The 22,637-nt window shown below is 43.0% G+C and carries 16 protein-coding genes; 9 read left to right on the top strand and 7 right to left on the bottom strand.

What is annotated here, in order from left to right; genetic code table 11:
- Positions 1 to 84 precede the first annotated feature (84 nt).
- From G561_RS0105950 to G561_RS0105940, 3 genes are all read left to right on the top strand, one after another.
- On the top strand, positions 85 to 1,266 hold the full coding sequence (locus G561_RS0105950) for a mechanosensitive ion channel family protein (RefSeq protein ID WP_028858730.1): 1,182 nt from the start codon (positions 85 to 87) through the stop codon (positions 1,264 to 1,266).
- 293 nt (positions 1,267 to 1,559) lie between these two features.
- A complete protein-coding gene (gene rlmKL, locus G561_RS0105945; RefSeq protein ID WP_028858729.1) occupies positions 1,560 to 3,986 on the top strand; it encodes a bifunctional 23S rRNA (guanine(2069)-N(7))-methyltransferase RlmK/23S rRNA (guanine(2445)-N(2))-methyltransferase RlmL in 2,427 nt (808 codons plus the stop codon).
- A gap of 16 nt (positions 3,987 to 4,002) precedes the next feature.
- Positions 4,003 to 4,614 carry a class I SAM-dependent methyltransferase gene (locus G561_RS0105940; protein ID WP_028858728.1) on the top strand — a complete coding sequence of 204 codons (612 nt, stop codon included), beginning with the start codon at positions 4,003 to 4,005 and terminating at the stop codon, positions 4,612 to 4,614.
- Positions 4,615 to 5,019: 405 nt separating this feature from the next.
- Here the strand turns inward: G561_RS0105940 and prmC are convergent, their stop codons facing one another.
- Positions 5,020 to 5,988 (bottom strand): peptide chain release factor N(5)-glutamine methyltransferase, encoded by a 969-nt coding sequence (gene prmC, locus G561_RS14070; protein WP_081794386.1) that lies wholly within the window; start codon positions 5,986 to 5,988, stop codon positions 5,020 to 5,022.
- 22 nt (positions 5,989 to 6,010) lie between these two features.
- Positions 6,011 to 7,882 carry an AmpG family muropeptide MFS transporter gene (locus G561_RS0105930; RefSeq protein WP_028858727.1) on the bottom strand — a complete coding sequence of 624 codons (1,872 nt, stop codon included), beginning with the start codon at positions 7,880 to 7,882 and terminating at the stop codon, positions 6,011 to 6,013.
- 278 nt (positions 7,883 to 8,160) lie between these two features.
- Between G561_RS0105930 and G561_RS0105925 the strand changes: the two genes are divergently transcribed.
- The gene (locus G561_RS0105925) at positions 8,161 to 9,090 is read left to right on the top strand and encodes a LysR substrate-binding domain-containing protein (protein WP_028858726.1); all 930 of its coding nucleotides are present in this window, start codon (positions 8,161 to 8,163) and stop codon (positions 9,088 to 9,090) included.
- 325 nt (positions 9,091 to 9,415) lie between these two features.
- Entirely contained in the window at positions 9,416 to 10,417 is a 1,002-nt protein-coding gene (locus G561_RS0105920) for an LLM class flavin-dependent oxidoreductase (RefSeq protein ID WP_028858725.1), read from the top strand.
- Positions 10,418 to 10,613: 196 nt separating this feature from the next.
- Here G561_RS0105920 and G561_RS0105915 read toward each other — a convergent pair whose 3' ends face one another.
- From G561_RS0105915 to mnmG, 3 genes are all read right to left on the bottom strand, one after another.
- On the bottom strand, positions 10,614 to 10,961 hold the full coding sequence (locus G561_RS0105915; protein ID WP_051584394.1) for a hypothetical protein: 348 nt from the start codon (positions 10,959 to 10,961) through the stop codon (positions 10,614 to 10,616).
- Between the two features lie 82 nt (positions 10,962 to 11,043).
- Entirely contained in the window at positions 11,044 to 12,033 is a 990-nt protein-coding gene (locus G561_RS0105910) for an AEC family transporter (RefSeq protein ID WP_028858723.1), read from the bottom strand.
- 110 nt (positions 12,034 to 12,143) lie between these two features.
- Positions 12,144 to 14,039 (bottom strand): tRNA uridine-5-carboxymethylaminomethyl(34) synthesis enzyme MnmG, encoded by a 1,896-nt coding sequence (gene mnmG, locus G561_RS0105905; protein WP_028858722.1) that lies wholly within the window; start codon positions 14,037 to 14,039, stop codon positions 12,144 to 12,146.
- A gap of 576 nt (positions 14,040 to 14,615) precedes the next feature.
- On the opposite strand from mnmG, the gene G561_RS0105900 reads away from it, so the two are divergent.
- A complete protein-coding gene (locus G561_RS0105900) occupies positions 14,616 to 16,148 on the top strand; it encodes a M16 family metallopeptidase (protein WP_028858721.1) in 1,533 nt (510 codons plus the stop codon).
- Positions 16,149 to 16,218: 70 nt separating this feature from the next.
- Complete coding sequence (locus G561_RS0105895) at positions 16,219 to 17,736, top strand: M16 family metallopeptidase (protein ID WP_028858720.1); 1,518 nt, start codon at positions 16,219 to 16,221, stop codon at positions 17,734 to 17,736.
- A gap of 181 nt (positions 17,737 to 17,917) precedes the next feature.
- Here the strand turns inward: G561_RS0105895 and G561_RS0105890 are convergent, their stop codons facing one another.
- Positions 17,918 to 18,430, bottom strand: coding sequence for a hypothetical protein (locus tag G561_RS0105890; protein WP_028858719.1), 513 nt, complete (start codon positions 18,428 to 18,430; stop codon positions 17,918 to 17,920).
- A gap of 295 nt (positions 18,431 to 18,725) precedes the next feature.
- Positions 18,726 to 19,571 (bottom strand): D-Ala-D-Ala carboxypeptidase family metallohydrolase, encoded by an 846-nt coding sequence (locus G561_RS0105885; protein ID WP_227674060.1) that lies wholly within the window; start codon positions 19,569 to 19,571, stop codon positions 18,726 to 18,728.
- Positions 19,572 to 19,891: 320 nt separating this feature from the next.
- Between G561_RS0105885 and rodA the strand changes: the two genes are divergently transcribed.
- Positions 19,892 to 21,034, top strand: coding sequence for a rod shape-determining protein RodA (gene rodA, locus G561_RS0105880; protein ID WP_028858717.1), 1,143 nt, complete (start codon positions 19,892 to 19,894; stop codon positions 21,032 to 21,034).
- Positions 21,035 to 21,331: 297 nt separating this feature from the next.
- Positions 21,332 to 22,600 (top strand): putative DNA modification/repair radical SAM protein, encoded by a 1,269-nt coding sequence (locus G561_RS0105875; protein WP_028858716.1) that lies wholly within the window; start codon positions 21,332 to 21,334, stop codon positions 22,598 to 22,600.
- Positions 22,601 to 22,637 lie beyond the last annotated feature (37 nt).

The raw sequence follows: 22,637 nt of genomic DNA, 5'->3' as shown, positions 1-22,637 counted from the left end.
CTTTATCTAATTTTGTTGTATATTAAGACTATCTACGCAGTTATAACAGATTCCCTTAGACAATGACCCATTATAGGATTACCAATGGCAAGAGAGACTGGCTCAAAAATTAGCGCATTTTTTCAAGACATTATGCACGATTTGTATTCGAGCTTATATCTTGCAATTGGGGGCGATTTGGAAGAAGAGAGTCGAGACTGGGCTTCTCGCGGGGTGGAACTTGCCAGCACCACCATAAAAATTATTATTCTGTTAATGATTGTCGGCTTTCTCTATTGGCTATTTACCTATATTGCTAAGCGCTATCAAGAGCAATTAAAGCTATCAGACCGACGCTTAAGCATCATTCGCTCTGTATTACGCTACATATGGCTGGTCAGCTGTGTACTGGCGGTAATGAGTCAGATAAATGTTGAGCCTACCACCGTATCTGCAACGGCCAAAGCCAGTATATGGGCCGGTATTTATTACGTACTATGGACCTCATCTGAACAAGTTATCAGCCGAGTTCTAAAGCATTATGGACTTAATGCCTCGATAGAACAGCTGCTAAAAAACGTATTCTCAGTATTAATTATAGTGCTAGGACTGGCCAGTGTTATGGCTCAGTTTGGCTTCGATATCGTGTCGTTAGTAGCCGGTCTGGGTATTTTGGGTTTGGCAGTGGGTTTTGCGGCGCAGTCCACCATTGCTAACTTTATCTCGGGAATTACCATTTTGCTAGAGCAGTCTTTTAAGGTCGGGGACTGGATTAGTATTGGCGAAAACGAAGGCCGGGTTATTCTCATCTCGTTACGCACTACCCATATCTTGACTCGAGACAACATCACGGTCATTATTCCCAATGCGACCGTCGCCTCCTCCGAGGTCACTAACTTAACCTCAAAGAACTTTATTCGCTTTGACATCAGGGCCCGTATTGCTCTAGAAGCTGATATTGAGCAAGCCAGAAAAGTTATTATGAAGGTGCTCGATGAGACGGAAAATATTCTAAAGCGTCCAGAGCCTTTAGCCACGGTTGACCATATCAGCGACTTTGGGACGGTATTTATTATCCGCTACTGGGTGAAACCTGCCGCCGTGGCTCGTATGCCCGTTATCAAAGAAACCTTACATGAAAAGATCAAAGTAGGCTTTGAAAAAGAAGGCATTAACATCCCCTATCCTCACATGAAACTTGTCATGCCTGCCGATACCAAAGCAGCTGATATTGAGGCCCAATTGCAACCATCTTCTGCACAAAGTCAGCCAGAGGCTAATAAATAATCTGTAGCATTAAACGACTTTTGTGACTAACCGCCGATAAATGGCACAAAATTTGGCTTATTTATAGAGCCTGGTTATCTCCTAGTAGATGAGTGTGGTAAAATCACTAGTAATTAACATATCACTCCCACCTACTGGCTTATTTAGCAGCCTACTTATCACTATCATTCATCTTTTTTTATATAAAACATTAACACTCAATTCATTTAACAGTCAGTCTCTGCTATTTAGCTTAGCTGCCTGAAGATTACATTAGTAAATTTGAATTAATAAATACAACGTAAAGGCCAACTATGTCCACCCCCACAACAGAAAACATCTCTAACAGCAACGATCTAAATACCCAGCCTGTAGCCTCAAACAAACGCTTTGACATCATCGTTACCTGCGCCGATGGATTAGAAGCTCCGCTGCAAACGGAACTGGCTAGCATGGAGATTGGCTGTGAACTAAAAGGCACGGGCCGTATTGCCATCAACGCTACTTTAGAACAGATTTATCAAATTTGTCTGTGGTCACGAGTGGCCTCACGTGTCTTGTTGCCTATCAAAAAGCGTAATATCAATAAAGACTATGATGTGGCAGAACAGCTAAATGGTCTGGCTCGTACCGTAGATTGGACTGAGTGGTTTGGCTTAGACAATACTTTTGCAATTCGTATGAGTGTCGATAAAAGGGTTCAAGTCAGCCAACAGTTTGCCATGCTACGTATCAAAGATGCTATTGCGGACACCTTTAGCGAAAAGCTAGATGCCCGTCCTGATGTCGACAGCAGTAACCCAGACTTTCCTATTTATGCCACCGTTAATGAGAAGCAGGCTGAGATTTTCTTAGACTTATCAGGCACCAGTTTGCACCGCCGCGGCTACCGTGTCGCCATGACTGATGCGCCATTAAAAGAAAACTTAGCCGCTGGCCTATTATATACCGTCGGTTGGCACAAAAAGAAAAACAGCTACAGTGCCTTAATTGACCCTATGTGTGGTTCAGGTACCTTTATTATCGAAGCCCTATTGATGCATTGCGATTATGCGGTGGGTATTGATAAAGCCGAGTCACAATTTGGTTTTTATAACTGGCAGGAGCATGACAGCGAGCTGTGGCAACAGTGTGTGGTGGATGCCCAGCAGCGTTTCCATAATGGACTAGAAAAAGCTGCCGCTGGCAAATTACCGACCATTATGGGCTTCGATGCCGATGCAGGCGCCATTAAAGCGGTGCATAAAAACTTAATCGCTGCCGGTCTGATTGAGCTGATTCCGCATTTAACTTTAGAGCAGCGCCCACTGTCTCAACTGAAGATTGCTTTGGCCAAGCCGTTATTAGATCGTAAACTTAAACGCCCTCTTATCATCACCAACCCACCGTATGGTGAGCGTTTAGGTGATAGCGACTTTATCAAGCCTTTATATCAAGGCCTAGGGCTAACCCTACAAGACATATTTGCTAAACAAAAATATCAACCTATGTTAGGCCTATTAGCTGCCCACGTTGAGCAAGCTGATGTGCTGCCTTTAGATGAGCCGCAAACCCTACGTTGCCATAACGGAGCCATCACTGTCTATTTCAGATACGGTCAATTACTACGTAAAGAAGGTGAAAGCTTAATCGATCGCTTTGAGCGCCAAAAGATTGAAGTCGAGGAAGCACAAGACTTTGTCAATCGCCTACAAAAGAATGTGGCGCATCTAAAAAAACTGGCTACCAAAGAAGACGTGACCAACTTGCGTGTTTATGATGCCGATTTGCCTGATTATAAAGTGGCTATCGATGTGTATGGCGACTACGTTCATGTACAAGAGTGGGCACCACCAAAGACCATTCCACCAGAGACCGCTCGCAAACGCTTTAACTTAGCATTAATGGGTATTCGTGAAGTGTTTGGTATTAACCGTGAACAAATCTTTATCAAAACCCGTGCGCGTCAGGTTGGTAATACCCAGTATGGCAACCCAGAAAGCCCCTCTAAAGAGGGTAAAGCCAGTAAAGACGCTCCCGAACCAAAAAAAGACAACCGCAATCGCTACAAAGGCAACAAGTTCCAACAGGCGCGTGAAGAAGCCAAACGTCAAGAAGCGGAGCGTCTGGCTCAGAAAAAGCGTAAGATGCATGTGGTACAAGAGGACGGTGCTTATTTCTATGTCAACTTTACCGATTATTTAGACACCGGTCTATTTATTGACCACCGTAATATGCGCAGCATGATTCGCTCGGCCAGTCGTGGTGCCGATGTGTTGAACCTGTTCGCCTATACTTGTACTGCGAGTGTCCACGCTGCCCTTGGCGGTGCAAAATCGGTGACTAGTGTCGACTTATCTCAGAATTATCTGGATTGGGGCAAGCAAAACTTTGCGCTAAACGGCCTAGATGTGACCACCAGCCGCTATCAATTTATTGCCTCGGATATCTTCGATTGGATTAAAGACAATACCGATCAGTTTGACGTTATCTTTATTGACCCACCAACGTTTTCAAACTCGAAGAAATTCCAAGGCACTTTTGATGTACAACGTGATCACACGGCCCTTATCAACCGAGCGATGAACCGTTTAGCCAATGGCGGAGTGATTTACTTCTCAAATAACTTTACTAAATTTGAGTTAGATGAAGAGCTTTATGAGCGTTATGATGTCACTGAGATTACCAATGAAACCATTGGCTTTGACTTTAACCCCAAAAAACCGATTCACCAAAGTTTTGAGATTCGTCATAAGCTTTAATTGTAAGGATATACTCATGTGGGATGAGCGCTATAAACAGCAAGAATATATTTATGGCACAGATGCCAATGACTTTTTACAACAAACCCTCAAATTTATCAAAAATAATGATACTGACAAAAAACAAGTGTTATGTATCGCTGAGGGCGAAGGGCGCAATGCGGTTTTTCTAGCCGAGCAAGGCTTTGATGTTACAGCTGTCGATTTATCAGAGGTAGGATTACAAAAAGCCCAAAAGCTTGCCGAACAAAAAGGCGTATCTATTACTACTATAGTTGCAAATTTGGCAGATTTTGATTTTGGGGTTGCAAAGTGGGACGCTATTGTCTCGATTTGGGCCCATATGCCTGCTGATATCCGCCAGCATGTTCATCAACAAGTGCTAAGCTCACTAAAACCAAATGGGGTATTTATCTTAGAAGCCTATACCGCTGAGCAGCCTAAAATGTCAGGCATTGGCGGTCCACCAGCATCTAAGCCTGAGATGTTTATGTCACTTGAGGGTTTACGGCAAGAACTATCAGGCCTGCAAGAGATTGTTGCAGTCGAAACGCATCGCCATGTGATGGAAGGCAAAATGCATCAAGGAGACAGTGCTGTGGTCCAGTTTGTGGTTATTAAAAATTAAATACATATTTAGTTTACGGTTATCACTATCTCAACGCTTAATGTAAAGTGTATCTTGCGTACCGATAAAGAATAGATAAGCGAGTAGGCTGGGCTTTAGCCCAGCAACATAATGCGTTTAGCATCAATCATTATTCACATCGAAGCTATCCATCGTAGTAGACAATTTCTCGTAGGCTGGATTAGGTTTAATAAACTCTCGTAGAGAGTGCACTTAAAACGTAACTCACCAATAATAATTTTATTTATTAATTAAATATGGTGGGTTACGCTATCACTAACCCACCCTACTCTGGCTATAAAATCCTTGTTCACCCCTTAATTAAAATCAGCAAAGCCCAGTTATTAAAAATAATAACGGGGATTCTTTTATTAGATCAATTAAAAATCAACAGCACGATTATATTTAATTATTATGATTATTTTTTTTACTATATTTAGTAGGTATGTTTTGGGAATTGTTAAATGACTTAGTATAAATCCCCATCGTCACCCTATCATTACCACCATAATCTTGAACAGTGTTCACCTGACGAAACCCAGCTTCATCAAAAATCTGACGTACCGCCTCACCTTGGTCATAGCCATGTTCAATGGCGAGCAGTCCACCTTGCCGTAAATACTTTGCTGCTTCATTGGCAATATGCTTAATATCCGCCAGTCCATTATCTGCTGCAACTAAAGCGGATAGCGGCTCAGCTTTGAGCTTGTCTAAGTGTTGGTCATTATCGACGATATAAGGGGGGTTAGAGACGATGACATCGAATAGTGGTTTGTCAGTAGTCTCAGAACCATTTAATACTGAAAACCAATCGCTGTGTAAAAACTGTATATTACTGACCGCATTAAGCTGAGCATTGCGTTTGGCCACCGCTAACGCTTCAGTTGAAAAATCAAGCGCAGTTACCTGCCACTGTTTGGGGTAAATAGTAGCAAGCTCATGAGCCAAACTAATCGCAATACAACCCGACCCTGTACCTAAATCTAACAGCTGATAAGGTGCCACAATCGGTTTGTTATTCAAAATACTTAGGCTATTTTTATGTTGAGCGATCCAGTCTAGCACTTGTTCTACTAATATCTCAGTATCTGGCCTTGGAATCAAAGTGTGCTCATTGACCTCAAATTCTAACGACCAAAAGGCTTGCTTGCCGGTTAAATACGCCAGTGGTGTACCGGACTGCATGTTAGCAATACCAGCAGCAAACTGCTGCTGTTCAGCTTCTGTGAGTAGATAGTCGCCATCGGTAATCAAAAATGACGGCGACTTTTGTAACACATGCAATAGCCAGTCTGTTATCCAGTGGCTAGGAAGATCTGCATAGTTAGCCTTTTTTAGGGCTGTTACTGACTGGCGTACTATTTGATTAGTCATATGTGTCTTGTCTAGACCCCCACTACTCTTTGGCAACACCACTGCTATTTGATTCAGTTAAATCAGCCACTGGATCATCATTTTCACCAATGACAATCTTTTTATCGACTACATAAATTAGATACAAAATCGGTAGCCCAATAGCAAAGGTGAAGATAAAGAAGAACGGATAACCCATATTATCTACGATAGTTCCAGAGTAACCGCCCAACACTTTTGGCATCAAGGTCATAAGTGATGAGAAAATGGCATACTGTACTGCCGTAAATCTAATTGAAGTCAGCGCTGATAAGAAGGCAATAAATACAGCACTGGCAAGACCTGCCGCTAGGTTATCAAAGATAACGGCCATATACATGATTGGTAAGTTGCCTGGATTGTAGGTCAAGATAACAAACAGTAAGTTAGTGGCACTGGCCAAGATTGCCCCGACCATCATCGCTTGCATAATACGGAAGCGCTGAGCCAGCAAGCCGCCTAAGAAGCCCCCACCGATACTCATAATCACGCCCACAAGCTTCACCGCGTTGGCAATATCGGTCTTACTAAAGCCCATATCTTGATAGAAGACGTTGGAGATAACCCCTGCCACAATATCTGAAATACGGTATAGACCGATCAACGCCAATAACAATAAAGCTTTTTTGCCATAGCGACGGAAAAAGTCGAGAATAGGATCAATCCAAGTCGCCATAGCCACTTCTTTACGCACTAGCCCCGCTTGGACTAAGACATATCCCGCGGCCAATGCAGCAGCCAAACTGGTTAATAAATGTAAGGTTTCTACTATAAATCCGATAAAGACCGCTTCGGTCTCTGGCAACACTTTACCCATCAACACATAGCAAGCAATGAAGGAAAAGACAGCGGCCACAAACAACAGCACCAATCGCACATAATCACTTCGAGTTTCAGCCACTAAAGGCGCTTTATTAATAATCTTCGATTGATTGATGATAAAAAACAGCAGTAACAATGGCGCTACAGCAATCAATACCATAAAGTATAACTTGATGCCGGGTAGCCAAGCCAAGGGAATCAAAGCCACCGCTGAATTAAAAATCTCATTTACCACAATATTAATCAGATAAATAAGTCCAAATAGCAGTCCAGGGATTAACAATAAAGCAGAATAGCTCAAGAATACTTTTAGGTTTAATTGCTGCTTATTCTTTTGTAAGGTCTCAGCGGTCGGCTCATAACTGGCAAAAGTAGTCAGTAAGCCTAACGTCATGACGGCTGCCATGATGTAATAAGTATTACGCCACGCCTCATAGCTATAAAAAGCTTCTGTAGAACCAAAGTAATCAGCCAGATATAACGCTCCGGCACCGGCAACAATCATACCAATGCGATATCCGGACACGTAGATCGATGATAAGATGGACTGCATGTCAGGGGGCGCCAACTCAATACGGTAAGCATCAATGACAATATCTTGGGTGGCTGAAGAGAAGCCCAAAAGCACTGCTGCGGCCGCCATATAGACCAAGACATGCTCTTCAATGGGATTGACTCGGGCCATTAAGATAATGGCCAATATCACCAACAGCTGCGACACAACCATCCAGCCGCGGCGACGCCCCAACCATTTGGTCAAAAATGGCACAGGCAACGCATCAATTAAGGGGGCCCAAATGAACTTGAACGAATAACCCAAAGCCGCCCAACTAAACATGGTCACCACACTTCTATCGATACCCGCTTCTCGTAACCACAGCGATAAGCTGGAGAAAATTAGTAGAATCGGAATACCCGCTGAGAAGCCCAAAAACAACATGATAATGACACGAGAATCCAAATAAGCTTTGGCCGCTTCAGACCATGACTTCTTGGGAGGGGCAGTTAGCTCAGCTTTTGAACCGTTTTGGTTAGTTGGGGTCGATACAGACATGGCAGACCTATGGTTTTAAAATCAGAAAACCGTTATGTTACTTTAGAATGAGGCACTTGACTAGCGGTATCGTATCAAGCATAGCATTCACTAAGTTTGCAATAATGTTGAAAATAGTGATATCTCACTAAATAACGGTATAATGTTGGCATAACTCGTCCGATCTATTGATCTCGACCCGCTTATCACCCCCTCTTCCTGCTTGATAATAAGCTTATATTTTAGGTAAGCCGATATTATTTAATGAATATTGAGCAAAAGTAATACAGGATATATTTATGGCAATTGATGTCGTCGTTAACCAAAGACATTTACAAATTCAGCTTAAGCAGTTAGAGACCGTGTGGCACACTGTCATTAATGGTTATAACCTAAGCCAAGCTGCTCAAGTACTACACACCAGCCAGTCGAGCTTATCCAAACACATATCAGCATTAGAAAACCAGCTCAAAGCCGAAGTCTTCGTGCGTCAAGGCAAGCGTTTGACTGGCTTAACCCCTGTGGGCGAAGCACTGCTGCCGCATATTGAGTCTATTTTTACTGAAATTCGCACTATCGAAAATATCAGTCTCGATTACAACAACCCACATACAGGAACCTTGACCCTAGCGACCACGCACACTCAGGCGCGCTATGTGTTACCTGACATAATTAAGAAATTCAAAGAACAGTTCCCCAAAGTGCAACTGGTACTACAGCAAGCAGATCCACAGACCATTGCCAATATGGTTATTCGTGGTCAAGCCGATATCGGTATTGCTACCGAAGCTTTATTACAAAACTCTTATCTGCGCTGCTACCGTTATTATGATTGGTCACACCGAGTCATTGTACCCAAGGACCATGAGTTGGCTGAGCTTGAGACTATCGACCTGCCTACCCTTGCAAGCTACCCTTTGGTAACTTATCACGGTGGATTTACCGGTCGTGGTGCTATTGACCAGACCTTCCATGAAGCAGGGTTAGAACCTGAAATCGTATTGGCAGCCTTGGATGCTGATGTGATTAGCACTTACGTGGGCGCCGGTCTTGGCGTGGGTATTATTGCTGAAATGGCCTTTGAGCCGGGTCACTATCAAAACCTAACCGCCATTCCTATCAGTCACTTCGGCCGCTTTACCAGTTGGATTGCGGTACGTGATGATGCTGAAATTCGCCACTTTGGTAAAGCCTTTATCAAGCTTTGCCAACAGCAATTCGGTAACTAGAACCACAATATTAATAAACCGCAATAGCAATAAGCCGTAGTATTAACAAGTTACAAAAAAGGTGCCCCTCGGCACCTTTTTGGCGTTTGGCCCTTAATTTATCAGATGATTTTTTATTTAGCAGATAGCCCTTAATTTATCAGATTGTTATGTTTTATTAATATCCAACCGGTCTACTTGAAACTCAAGCAGGCAAGTCGCATATCAATAGGTAATACAAAACTAATAATACTTAAGTTAACCAATAATATTTTAATTAAATAAGCAGCAGATAAGTCCTTGTTATCCTAACTAAGGCCTTATTGACTCTGCTAATGGATTACCTATGACTGCAATTCCTTTATCTTTTTTAGACTTAGCCCCAGTTCCAGAGGGTCAAACTACCGCACAAGGTGTGGCTTATACCGTTGATATGGCCCAAACCGCGGAAGCCATCGGTATGAATCGCTTCTGGATGGCTGAGCATCACAATATGCCAGGCATCGCTAGTGCTGCAACCTCAGTGTTGCTATCACACATCGGAGCCAAGACCAATAAAATTCGTATTGGTTCAGGCGGCGTTATGCTACCTAACCATGCGCCTTTGGTAATTGCTGAGCAATTTGGCACACTGCAAGCGTTGTATGGCGACCGTATTGACTTAGGCTTGGGCCGTGCGCCCGGTACCGATGGTGCTACCTTTAGGGCACTACGCCGTCAGATGCATGATGCAGAGCTCTTCCCACAAGATGTGCAAGAGCTTTTATTTTTCTTAGGCAAAGATTCAGACAATAGCCCGGTTCAAGCTTTCCCAGGTGCTCACAGCAATGTGCCTATTTGGATTTTAGGCTCTTCTTTATTTGGGGCTACATTGGCAGCTAAGCTTGGCTTGCCGTATTCTTTTGCCTCGCACTTTGCACCGCGTATGATGACTCAGGCCCTTGCCACTTATCGTGAGAACTTTGAGCCCTCTCAGTATTTGGACAAGCCTTATGTGATGTTGGCTGCAAATATGTTATTGGCCGATGACGATGAAACAGCCCGTTATCATTTTACCTCTGCACAGCAGAGCTTCGTTCGTTTACGCCGTGGTGGCCGTACTCAAGTTCCTGCACCAGTAGAGTCGATGGACAATATTTGGAGTGCGCCTGAAAAAGCCATGGTCGAAGATGCATTAGCAGTATCTTTTGTGGGTAGTGTCTCAGGAGTTCGTCCACTGTTAGAGCACTTCTTAAAAGAGCATAAGCCTGATGAGCTGATGGTAACTGCCAATATTTACGACCAGCAGGCCCGTATACGCTCTCTTGAACTGGTGCCTGAGCTGGGTGTGTTTGATTTACAGCCATAAATATCATTTATACTTTTATTTTCATAATATTAAAGAAAGCTTAAAAACAGTAAAGCCGATATTCAATGATATCGGCTTTTTTGCATCTAGTGGTTTTGCTAATCGTTAGCTAGTTGGCTAGTTAGTCAGTTGGCTAGTTAAGTGATTTACTAAGAGGCGTTTAGTCAATAAGTGTTATAAGCACAAAATTTATAGTTTAAAAAACACAAAATTCGATCTCACTTTTTACTCGGCCTACCATCTTAATAGTATGAGTGCCGGTATGAATGGCATTATAACTATAATTAGTGCCCCCCTTATCTTCTAATACTTGCCCTTTACTATCAGTTACCGTCTGTACGTGACCATCTGTGCTAATCACCAGCTGCTCCTCAGCGCCCATCTCTAATGAAAATAGCTTACCTGAGGTTAAATCACCCTGATAGTGACCACAATTACTGCCCTTTTCAAATATCACCTCATTGATTGGCATAGCTTGAGCGGTTAAACACAGTAAGGAGGCAATACTGAACCAACACAGCTGCATACAGCTTTTTTTTATCATAATTTAGATATTACCTTTTTGGATTTGAAAGATTCGTCTTTTGCCCTGAATACAGTTTTGATAAAAACGGTTTGATATAAGCCTACATCCAGCCAAGTGCTCTCAGAGATGCCGCCCCTATCGCCATACCAAATAACGATACCACCGTGGTAAACGCTAAGATATTAGCCGCTAACACCTCATTACCACCCATTGCTTTTGCCATGACATAACTGGCTGCGGCTGTCGGGGAAGCCACCATCAAAAATAGCACCCCCATATGTACCCCAGTTAAGCCAAACGCCAACCCGACCACCACAGCTACTATAGGCGCAACCACAATACGCCCTATACTGGCCTGCATGGATAACCCTGATAATGTCAGCATAGAACGAACATCGATGGTGGCACCAGCACATATTAATGCCAGTGGCAAAGACAGTGCTGATAGCAAAGCCCCTGTCTGGGTAATGACACTAGGCAGTGCTGGCAAGCCAAACGTCGCGGCAAGCAATTTAAAACTAAATGCTGCAATTAAGGAGAGAATTAAAGGGTTGGTAAATAACTTCTTAGTTAACATCATAGCGTAACTTTCACGCCTTGCAATCTGTTTTTGGTCGGCATCTGGGTTTATGGCGGTACGACTTAAAGTAATCACTGCCAAAATATTGAACACCAAAGTAATCACGCCCATATAAACTGCGCCAATACTTAGCCCCTCTGCCCCATAAGCATTAGCGACAGTCGCTAGGCCAATAATAGCCATGTTACTGCGAAATACACCTTGGACAAATACCCCTTTATCCTCAGCTCTTGCAATAAAAAGCTTGGCGTACAGCTCTGCACCGAAGTACAGCAGCATCGTTACTGCAAATCCAGCGCCCAGCAGATTTAACTGTTCACTGAAGTTAACCTGACTTTCAATGACACTAAAAAACAGTAAACAAGGCAAGGCATAGTTAAATACTAGCTTAGAGGCCTGATCAATAAACGCCTTGCTAATCTGCCCTTTTTTGCGCATAAAAAAACCCAACCCCATGAGTACCAGGTTGGGCAGTACAATATTTAGAGCAAATACAATGGCATCTATCATTGCTATCTCATCTGGATTTGAGGCGCTACAAGCGCCTTAGGCTGTCAGGTTAGCAATTATTACTAAATTAGCTCAGTATAGAGTCAGCTTTGTTTACAGCTTAGCTGTCTTTAGCTTTCTAAAGTTGCCTTCGCTTTTTTTTGTTTTTTTAAAGTCATACCTAGCAGCTGTATGGCGGCTGGAGTAACGCCACTGATGCGACTGGCTTGAGCTAAGGTAGCAGGACGAATCTCTTGTAGCTTTTGCACAATTTCATTAGACAAGCCTGACACTACACTGTAATCGAAGTCCATTGGCAGCTGCGTATTCTCTAAACGCTTCATTTGATCAATGTCTTCTTGTTGGCGACTGATATAGCCTGCATATTTCACTGAGATTTCAATCTGCTCACCGACATCTGCAGCCACATCCGCACCTGTTATCGCAGCAATGTCATCAAAGCCCACATTAGGACGCTTTAATAAATCATAAGCAGTCGACTCTTTTGATAAACTCTCTCCGGTACGCTCAGAGAACTTTTTGCCCAGCTCATTGTTTGGTGTGGCCCACAACTCTTTTAGACGACCTGATTCAGCAGCTACCGACTCCATTTTATTTTGATAAGCTTCCCAGCGCGCATCATCCACTAAGCCTAAGTTGCGACCAATTTCAGTCAAGCGTTGATCGGCGTTGTCTTCACGTAGTAATAGGCGGTATTCAGCACGGCTAGTGAACATACGGTACGGCTCTTTAGTACCATGAGTAATTAGGTCATCTACCAATACCCCAAGGTAAGCTTGGTCACGGCGCGGCGTCCAGCTGTCCATCACTGGGTTATCTTGGGTAGATAATGCAGCGTTTACCCCTGCCAGCAACCCTTGCACCCCTGCCTCTTCATAACCTGTGGTACCATTAATCTGACCAGCAAAATACAGGCTATCAATAGACTTAGTCTCTAAAGTTGGCTTTAGGCTTTGTGGGTTAAAGTAATCATACTCAATGGCGTAACCTGGACGGGTAATGTGCGCATTTTCAAACCCTGCCATAGTACGAATAAACTCAATTTGTACATCGAATGGCAAACTGGTTGAAATACCATTAGGGTATAGCTCATTGGTGGTCAAGCCTTCAGGCTCAACGAATATTTGATGGCTGTCTTTATCAGCGAAGCGGTGAATTTTATCTTCAATGGAAGGACAGTAGCGTGGCCCTACCCCCTCAATATTGCCTGAGAATAAAGGCGAGCGGTCTAGGTGCCTACGGATAATATCGTGTGTTTTTTCATTAGTATAAGTGATGAAGCAATTGACTTGCTCTGGGTGCATACTAACATCACCCATAAAGCTCATTACTGGCAGCGGGGTATCGCCAGGCTGCACTTTCATCACACTAAAGTCTACCGTTCTAGCATCAATACGGGCGGGCGTTCCTGTCTTCAGACGACCCACAGGCAGCTTTAATTCACGTAAACGCTCGGCCAGCTTAATAGAGGGCTGATCACCAGCACGACCACCTTTTGCGTTATCTAAGCCAATGTGAATCACACCGCCTAAGAAAGTCCCTGAGGTTAGCACCACGGTCTTGGTACGGAAAATAATGCCGGTCGAGGTCACCACAGCACAAGCTTTGCCGTTCTCTACCAAGATATCATCCGCGCCTTGTTGGAATAAGTCTAAGTTAGGCTGGTTTTCTAGAGTATGACGAATGGCCGCTTTATATAAAATACGGTCAGCTTGAGCACGCGTGGCTCTTACTGCAGCCCCTTTACGGCTGTTCAACACCCGAAATTGAATACCAGCTTTATCAGTAGCCAATGCCATAGCACCGCCTAAGGCATCAATCTCACGCACCAGGTGTGATTTACCAATTCCCCCAATAGCAGGGTTACAGCTCATCTGACCTAAGGTTTCAATATTGTGTGTCAACAATAACGTCTGTGCGCCCATACGCGCTGCCGCTAATGCTGCTTCGGTACCGGCATGCCCGCCACCGATGACGACAACATCATACGATTTAGGATAAGTAATACCAGAGGTATTTGATGGAGTAGTTGATGACATAAAGACGCCTCGCCTGCTGTTTTCAGCAATTACTGAATGGGAAAGTCACTCAAAAACAGAGTAACAGATAATTATAACAAAATTAGCTCCTCATCTGTAGCCAAAATTTATCAATAAACCCTTATAGTTATTAAGGCTATCTGTGGTGATGGGTTAATAAAATTACTCGCTAAATAGCACTCAGGGTTGGCTATTTGTAGCATCGATGGCATAAGGGTTGCATAACTTGAGTAGAAGTTGAAATAATGAGTAATAAAATCTCACATTTTAGGTCTACAACCTAGGTAATAATAGCGGTAGTCTTAGCGTCTCTATATTTAGTTATTTCTGTATTTATTGACCTGTATCTACTTAATGCTATTTTTTAGTACTGTTTTTTTAGTACTGTTTTTTTAGTACTGTTTTTTTAGTACTGTTTTTTTAGTACTGGTTATTTGACTCTGGGCATTTTATTTGGCTCTAGGCATTCTTTTTACTTTTTATCATTTACTGTTTATTATTTTTTATCGTTATTGTTTTTATCATTGATATCCTGAGGACTGCATGAAAACCCTTATAACAACAAATTCTAATTTCCCTACTAGTTCCCCTGTTAATAGCCCTGCTAACTCCCCTACTAATAACCCTGCTAGTAAAACAATTAAAACCCTATTATTGGCTAGCATCACTGCGGCGACCTTGACGGCTTGTAACAGCATGCCCCATGCCTCTGACTCCCCTTCAAATAGATCTGCTGTAAATCACATGGTTGCTAGTAATAAAGACTCACAGTTCCCAGCCGATGCCAGTCGTCACGAGTATCAATTAGATAATGGACTGAAAGTTATAATTAAAGAAGATCATAGAGCCCCGGTGGCGATGACCCAAATTTGGTATTCCGTAGGTTCAACAGATGAGCCTGAAGACAAAGGCGGTATCTCCCATTTATTAGAGCACATGATGTTTAAGGGGACTGAAAAAGTTTCTGGGGCTGATTTTGATAGACTGATTGCCAAGTTTGGCGGTGATCACAATGCTTTCACTAGCTACGACTACACTGGCTATTACGAAATGTTTCCAGTTAACCGTCTGGATTTGGCTTTAGAATTAGAAGCCGACCGTATGACCAACTTACGCTTTGACAGTTATGAATTCGTCCAAGAGTTCGAACAAGAGCGCAACGTAGTGATGGAAGAGCGTCGTCAACGTACTGATGACAATCCGCTGGCCAGAGCTTTTGAAAAGTTCCGTAAATTGACCTTACCTGATAGTCCTAAAGGTGAGTCCATTATTGGTCCTATGCAGGAAATTGCCAATACCAATATTGAAGATTTGGAAAAATGGTACAAAACTTGGTACGCCCCAAACAACGCCACCTTGGTCATAGTGGGTGACGTAGACCCGCAGCAAACTCTAAAAAAAGTTGAGAAATACTTTGGAGATTTGCCTAGTAAGCAAATCCCTGAGCGTCCTTCAGTCCTGCAAAAAGGTTGGCGTGGCTATCAACAACAAACTATAAAAGAGACGGTCAATGTGCCGACCTTGCTCATGGCTTTTAACGTGCCTACTTTACATAGTGCTATCGCAACTGACCTTCCCAAGAAGGAGGTCTATGACCTGCTAATGATGCAGTTCATTATGGATGGCGGTTATGCAGCCCGTTTTGAGAAGAGCTTGGTGCGTGAGCAAGGCCTACTGGCATCTGTAGTTTCGTACTATGACTTATACGAGCGTGGCGACGGCCTATTTATGATTCAGGCGACACCACGTGAAGGGGTCACTTTGGCCCAAGCACAGCAGGCCATTTTAGAGCAAGTAGATAAATTTAAAACCGAAACCATCAGTGACAAAGAGCTGGAGCGCGCCCGTAACAATGCCGTCAATGGCTTCGTCTTCGCGCAAGACAGCATGGCAGGACAGGCTTATATGATTGGTAATCTACAATCTCGTGGTTTAGACGATCGCCTGATTCATACCTTGCCGAAGGAGCTGGCAAATATTAGTAGTAAAGATATCAATGAGGCAGCCAACAAATATCTAGTAAAAGACAATTTAACTGTAATGTATGTTGAACCAGTTACTGCCGCAAGGCCATAAGACTGAAAAATTTATATAAAAACTGAAAACTAAAAAATTAAAAGTTATAACACCCAAATACGGATTTGATATGAAATCATACTTACCCCCCTTCTACTCTCTTAAGCCTCTTATTGTGGCCAGCTCCCTCATCATTTCAGCAGGATTAGCTACGCTTAGTGCCCATGCTGCACCTGAATTGCCCAGTGGTGAACATGCTACCAAAGACGTCGATATTACCCAGCCTATTAAAGCGCTTGATAATTTGTCTAGCCTAAAAAATGAAAAGAAACTAGACTTCTCTATTCCCAAATTTCAACACTTCACCACCAGCAATGGGGTTCCGGTTATTTTCTTTCAGACCAATCAACTGCCTATCGTTGATGTTGACTTAAGATTTAACGCTGGTAGTGCTCGTGATGAAAGTATCCGCAAAAACGGCTTTGGTCTAGCCAGCATGGTGGCAGATCTATTGACCAAAGGCACCAAGCAATTAGATGAGACTGCCTTTGCAGAAGCCACCGAACAATTGGGTATCGAGCTTGGCAGTGCTGCTTACAAAGACCAGTTTGTGATAAATCTACGCAGTCTGTCTGAGAGTGACAAGCTGGATCCAGCGTTAAAACTGCTAAGTGAAGTGCTAAGTGAGCCTAGATTTGAAGCAAAAGTTTTAGAGCGCAGTAAAGCTCAACAAATCCTAGGGCTAAAGCAGATGATGCAAAACCCCTCTTATCTTGCCAATATTACCTTTAATCAAACGCTGTACGGCTCTCATCCCTATGCCCACTCTTCTTATGGCACTATAGATAGCATTCCTAATATTCAGGTTGAGGATTTGCAGCGCTTCCATGACACCTATCTGGTCGCACAAAATGCCAGCTTAAGTCTTACTGGTGACTTAAGCTTACAGCAAGCAAAACAAGTCGCTGAGACTATTACTAAACAGCTGAATCAAGGTAAACCTGCTCCTAAGCTGCCGCAGCCGACTCCAATCAAAAGTAGTAAGTGGGTCCATGTGGATTATGACAGCGACCAAACCTCAGTAATTATCGGTCAACAAGGTCATAGCGTTAGTGTAGATCCCACACAGCTTCAGCGCAGAAGCGACTTTAGCATTGGTAATGAGATCTTAGCTGGTAGCGGATTTAACTCACGCTTGATGGGTAAAATTCGCAAAGAGCTGGGCTATACCTATGGTATTTATGGCAGTATGACAGCCATGCAAGCCCCTGGCCCTTACACCATCCAGTTCTCGACCCGTAACGAAAAAGCAGATGAGGCCATTAAAGCCACTTTACAAACTGTAGAGGATACTTTACAACAAGGGGTCACTGCAGAAGAGTTCAAACTGACTCAAGAAAGCTTAATCAATAGTTATCCGATGGGCTTCTCTAGTAATGCCGGCATTAATGGAATGCTAGGTGTACTCAACTTCCACAAGCTACCTGATAGCTACATCACCAACTATATCGACCGCGTAGAGAACAGCAGTGTGAAGCAGGTTAATAAGGCGCTGCAAGAGACGTTAACGCCAGATAAATTTATTATAGTTACCGTCGGCAAGCCTAATATTGCCAAAAACTCTGAGCTAAATAAACTCAAAAAATAGACTTAAAGCCGCACAGATAGCGATAATATCTTTCAAATTATAGTCATAAGAAAGCCATAAAAAAAGACACTCCGCAGTGTCTTTTTTTATTAGTCAAAATATAGAGCAATAAACCTCAAGTTTTTAGCAGTCGCTTAATTAGCAGCTAATCCCTGTATATATTGCTCACTGAAGCTATTGCTTATTGCACTTGTATAGTAACTTCATAATCTATCGCATCATTCATAGGCTCAACACCCTCATAACGCAAACGTATCAAATACTGATCGGCCTGATCGACCAGATAGCTACCGTTGGCAAAGTCGTGATACTCAGGGCTGATTAGATCAGCAGCAATATAGTTCGGATAGCTTTCTATAAATATTCGCTGTCCTTTTTTGGGATAAAGGTAGTAATCACAATAAGCGCCTTGCATCACTTCATTTTCACGCACTATTTTTGTTGAACCTACAGGGAATTCAACTAGCTTAGGGCAAGTATTTTGATTGGCTGTCGCAAGCTTAGCTTTATCAATAGTAACAGAGCCACTCTTAGCTGTATCTTGCCCTGCTTGTATAGGTTCCAACTGATTTGTGTGACCTAGTGAAGGCAGATTGTCTCTTTCAAGTCTAGGTAATCCTGAATCTGTTATGTCTTGCCACTCTTCGTTAGCCTGGGTTATAGGAAGTAGGCTATCAGCAGGTTTACAAGCCATAACCGTACTCACTACAACAAAACAAATTAATATGGCCAGATAGGATGATGATCTTATATTCAAATCTTATGCCTCGAATAGTATATGCCTTCTTACGTCTTTTGATGACTTAAAAACCAATGATTTCACATAGAGAATTTAAGTTTATTAGCTACAGACAGTTTATTGAAGGATGTCTTAAGTCAGAAGTAACAACGCCTTAATTTAACAAGGCCACTATATACAAACCGGCTTAACACATATTATACACTATTTTTACATAAGTATAAAGAATACTATCAGAATATAAATTGACTTAATTCAAATATCGACAATAAGAGCCAGGATCAGAATTATTAGCTCCCCAATATCGATAGCCCTGAGTATCTAGATGGATGGCTCCGGTAGCGTATAATCCCAGACCAAAGTTATATCTCTCACCTTGGCTCGACCAAAACTGACATAATCTTTCTTTCATACTATCTATATACCAAGGTTGTCCCTCATACTCTGGCACCCAAATATCGATGGCTCCATTACTCATATGCTTACTGCCAGCAGCCCCTCCTGCACAGGCATTTAAAGACGGAGAACGGTAAGTAGATCTAATTTCAGCGGTGGGCGGTAAGATTCCCTGCTTTTTTAGATCATCATAAAGTCTTAAGGTCGGTACCATATTTGTCCAAAGCTCACGAGGTGGTAGTTGATACTGCTCATAACCACAACTCTCCCAACTGCGGGCAGTGGTTAACAGCTGATCAAAAGGAGGAACCGCCTGCTCACCCAAGTAGTTTGCTAAATAACTTCTATATTGAGCCACCTCATTAGCCCGATAACTACTCATATTTAACCACTGCACATAGTTATAGTTGGTTTCCCCAAAGGTAGCTGACTGACCATAATTTGTTGAAGAAGAGCCGCCAAAAGGGCGGATACGGGAGTTTTGTTCAATAGTCAATCGCTCGGACTCTCGAATTAGGTTGCCTAAACTATCGGTTTTAGCTGCTTGACGGGTCACCACTTTTTGCGGACGATTATTGTTATTAACCACTCTTACCTGTCTTTTCTCATTAATATTGGCTCCGGATGACGGCTTGGGGGCGGTAGAACAGCTGGTGCTTAACAGAGCAAGTGATGCAATGATGCCTAAAGAGTATTTCATCGTGCTTTTCATAGCTTGGTAGTTTCCAGTCATATTATTTTTTTATAGTTAAGGTAATCAACAGGCATTCGTGAGGGTTAGCCAGTAGAAGTAGAATAGATTATAAATAGGCGATAAAGATAGAATATTGATACTATCAAATTTGCTACAGTCACGCTAAACTATAGTGTCTTACTTCTTACCAAACTATTGCTGCTATTTAGATAATTTGCTATCTAGATGTCTAAAACAATACTGCCCTTAGTAAAATGAGTAAATCTGGTGATAATATCAGGTGATTAACCCCCTCCTCCTTTGCGAACTCAATAATAAACTGCCTTATGTCAAAGCAACAACAGTATCGATTTTCTCGACAAACCCATCATTTTGGCCGGGATGATAGCACTAGTATCTGGGAACGTATTCATATTGACCCATGGCTGATGCTGCTTCTGCTCACCTTGAGCTTTATTGGTCTGGCAATCTTATATAGCGCCTCTACTCAAGATGTGTCTATGGTTATCCGCCAATCTGTCAGCTATTTGCTAGGCTTCGCCGTCATGATTGGTATGGCTCAGATTCCACCCGGTGTTTATCGAAACTTCACCCCGTTTTTTTATATTATCGGTCTCTTTTTATTGGTTTTAGTAGAGCTGATCGGTGAAGTACGCATGGGGGCACAGCGCTGGATTGGTATCCCAGGCTTTGGTAGTGTCCAGCCCTCTGAGTTCTTAAAACTGGGGCTGCCCATGATGTGCGCTTGGTATCTATCTAGACGGGATTTGCCACCAAACCTCGTTACGGTGTTCTCAACGCTTGCCATTATCGTTTTGCCAGTATTACTAATTGCCAAGCAGCCAGACTTAGGCACGTCACTACTGGTAGCCGCTAGTGGGATATTTGTGTTGTTTTTGGCAGGACTACCGTGGTGGATGATTGGTTCAGCGGTGGCGATGATGATCCCTACGGTATGGTTTGGTTGGACTTTTTTGATGCGCGATTATCAAAAACAGCGAGTTTTAACCTTATTTAATCCCGAAGCAGACGTGTTAGGGGCAGGTTGGAATATCACCCAATCCAAAACAGCGATTGGCTCGGGAGGACTGACCGGCAAAGGCTATCTTGAAGGCACCCAGTCGCACCTTCACTTCTTACCAGAAGGCCATACTGACTTTATTATTGCTGCTTTTTCTGAGGAATTCGGTCTACTAGGGGTTAGCGTACTGATGTTTATTTACTCTTGTATTTTGGTACGCTCGTTATACATCGCCGCTATCCACGTTGATACCTTTGGTAGATTATTGGCCGGCGCTATCGCCTTATCTTTCTTCGTCTATGTCTTTGTCAATATCGGCATGGTGGGAGGCATTCTACCTGTGGTTGGTGTCCCGCTTCCTTTGGTAAGTTATGGAGGAACTGCCATCCTTACCTTAATGGCAGGCTTTGGACTACTAATGTCCATCTACACTCATAACACACGATAATTAACTAACTCTAGGTCTAAGATTAGGGCTACCTAGCTTTATTTATTAGACTCCACTTCCTACACGCCACTTATTAAACTCCTATGCCAGGTCAACTCGTCTGGATAGGAGTTTTTTTGGTCATGTTATTTGTTGATTACAGCTATTTCTATCGATACTAATTATTACTCATTATCTTATCGACAATCCTTATTAGCGACACTATTTGTCGTATAGAATCTAAACAGCGCCCGTAAAGCATAGGGTCTGAGCCTTATATTTGTTATCATAATTCTCTATGGTTAGTAGGATAAAAATATGGGTTCAATTAATTATGAAAGGTTACAAGGCAAGTTAAATATTTTAGCAGATGCTGCTAAATATGATGTGTCTTGCTCCTCTTCTGGGAGCACCCGAAAAAACCAAGGCGGTAGCTTAGGGGATGCCTCCAAATCTGGAATTTGTCACAGCTATACCGAAGATGGCCGCTGTGTCAGCTTACTGAAAATATTGCTTACCAATCATTGTATCTACGACTGCGCCTACTGCACCTCAAGACGCAGTAATGATACCCCACGTGCAGCTTTTACTGTCGAAGAGGTGGTAGAGCTCACCATGCAGTTTTATCGCCGCAACTATATTGAAGGACTGTTTTTAAGCTCAGGTATTTTTAAGGATGGTGATTACACCATGGAACGCCTGGTAGAGGTGGCCAAGTTGCTGCGTACTCGTGAAGGCTTCAATGGCTACATTCATCTTAAGACCATACCTGGTGCCAGCAAGGAGCTACTGTACCAAGCCGGCTTATATGCCGACCGATTAAGTGCCAATATTGAGATACCTACTAAGTCTGGGCTTGCTTTATTAGCGCCAGAAAAGAGCCATGACCAACTTCAAGCGCCACTGCAGACGGTTAAAGAAGAGATTATCACCATCAAAGAAAGCCGCAAAAAGCATAAGTCAGCCCCTAAGTTCACCCCTGCGGGTCAGACCAGCCAAATGATCGTTGGTGCCAGTAATGAAACTGACTTACAGGTTATTCAGCTCTCTAGTCACTTTTACCAAAAGTATGACCTAAAGCGGGTCTATTATTCTGGCTATGTCCCTATGCTATCAGACAGCCGCTTGCCAGCTGTCGGCACCCCTGTGCCTATGGTTCGTGAAAATCGTCTATATCAGGCCGATTGGTTAATGCGCTTCTATGGTTTTGGCGCTCATGAAATCTTAGAGCCAGACGACCCCTTCTTAGATCTTGAGTGTGACCCCAAGCTGGCTTGGGCCATTCGTCATCGTGAGCATTTCCCAGTTAATATTCAAACCGCGCCGTATGAAGCCATTATCCGCATACCTGGTATTGGAATCAAAACCGCAAAAAAGATTGTCAAAGCCAGACGCTTTAATCAAATCACTCTTGAGCACCTAAAAAAGATGGGGGCTGCGGTCAATCGAGCCAAGTACTTTATTGCTACCACTGGCAAAAACGAGCACCTTGCGCATTTGACTCGAGATAATTTTAGGCAATATGTATTGGCCCAAACCCAGACCAAGTTCAAAGATCAACGCAGTGGGCAACTTGCGCTATTTTAATGCTCAGTCCTGTTAAGTTAAAAGCTTATGAGAGGGT

The organism is Psychrobacter phenylpyruvicus DSM 7000 = NBRC 102152 (genome assembly GCF_000685805.1).
Classification (GTDB): Bacteria; Pseudomonadota; Gammaproteobacteria; order Pseudomonadales; family Moraxellaceae; genus Psychrobacter; species Psychrobacter phenylpyruvicus.
The sequence above is the reverse complement of the archived record's forward strand: the minus strand, read 5'-3'. Positions and strand labels throughout refer to the sequence as shown.

What these genes read in the sequence shown, in the direction of transcription:
- G561_RS0105950 (WP_028858730.1), top strand. Translation starts at nt 85, where the DNA reads ATGGCAAGAGAGACTGGCTCAAAAATTAGCGCATTTTTTCAAGACATT.
- rlmKL (WP_028858729.1), top strand. Translation starts at nt 1,560, where the DNA reads ATGTCCACCCCCACAACAGAAAACATCTCTAACAGCAACGATCTAAAT.
- G561_RS0105940 (WP_028858728.1), top strand. Translation starts at nt 4,003, where the DNA reads ATGTGGGATGAGCGCTATAAACAGCAAGAATATATTTATGGCACAGAT.
- prmC (WP_081794386.1), bottom strand. Translation starts at nt 5,988, where the DNA reads ATGACTAATCAAATAGTACGCCAGTCAGTAACAGCCCTAAAAAAGGCT.
- G561_RS0105930 (WP_028858727.1), bottom strand. Translation starts at nt 7,882, where the DNA reads ATGTCTGTATCGACCCCAACTAACCAAAACGGTTCAAAAGCTGAGCTA.
- G561_RS0105925 (WP_028858726.1), top strand. Translation starts at nt 8,161, where the DNA reads ATGGCAATTGATGTCGTCGTTAACCAAAGACATTTACAAATTCAGCTT.
- G561_RS0105920 (WP_028858725.1), top strand. Translation starts at nt 9,416, where the DNA reads ATGACTGCAATTCCTTTATCTTTTTTAGACTTAGCCCCAGTTCCAGAG.
- G561_RS0105915 (WP_051584394.1), bottom strand. Translation starts at nt 10,961, where the DNA reads ATGATAAAAAAAAGCTGTATGCAGCTGTGTTGGTTCAGTATTGCCTCC.
- G561_RS0105910 (WP_028858723.1), bottom strand. Translation starts at nt 12,033, where the DNA reads ATGATAGATGCCATTGTATTTGCTCTAAATATTGTACTGCCCAACCTG.
- G561_RS0105900 (WP_028858721.1), top strand. Translation starts at nt 14,616, where the DNA reads ATGAAAACCCTTATAACAACAAATTCTAATTTCCCTACTAGTTCCCCT.
- G561_RS0105895 (WP_028858720.1), top strand. Translation starts at nt 16,219, where the DNA reads ATGAAATCATACTTACCCCCCTTCTACTCTCTTAAGCCTCTTATTGTG.
- G561_RS0105890 (WP_028858719.1), bottom strand. Translation starts at nt 18,430, where the DNA reads ATGGCTTGTAAACCTGCTGATAGCCTACTTCCTATAACCCAGGCTAAC.
- G561_RS0105885 (WP_227674060.1), bottom strand. Translation starts at nt 19,571, where the DNA reads ATGAAATACTCTTTAGGCATCATTGCATCACTTGCTCTGTTAAGCACC.
- rodA (WP_028858717.1), top strand. Translation starts at nt 19,892, where the DNA reads ATGTCAAAGCAACAACAGTATCGATTTTCTCGACAAACCCATCATTTT.
- G561_RS0105875 (WP_028858716.1), top strand. Translation starts at nt 21,332, where the DNA reads ATGGGTTCAATTAATTATGAAAGGTTACAAGGCAAGTTAAATATTTTA.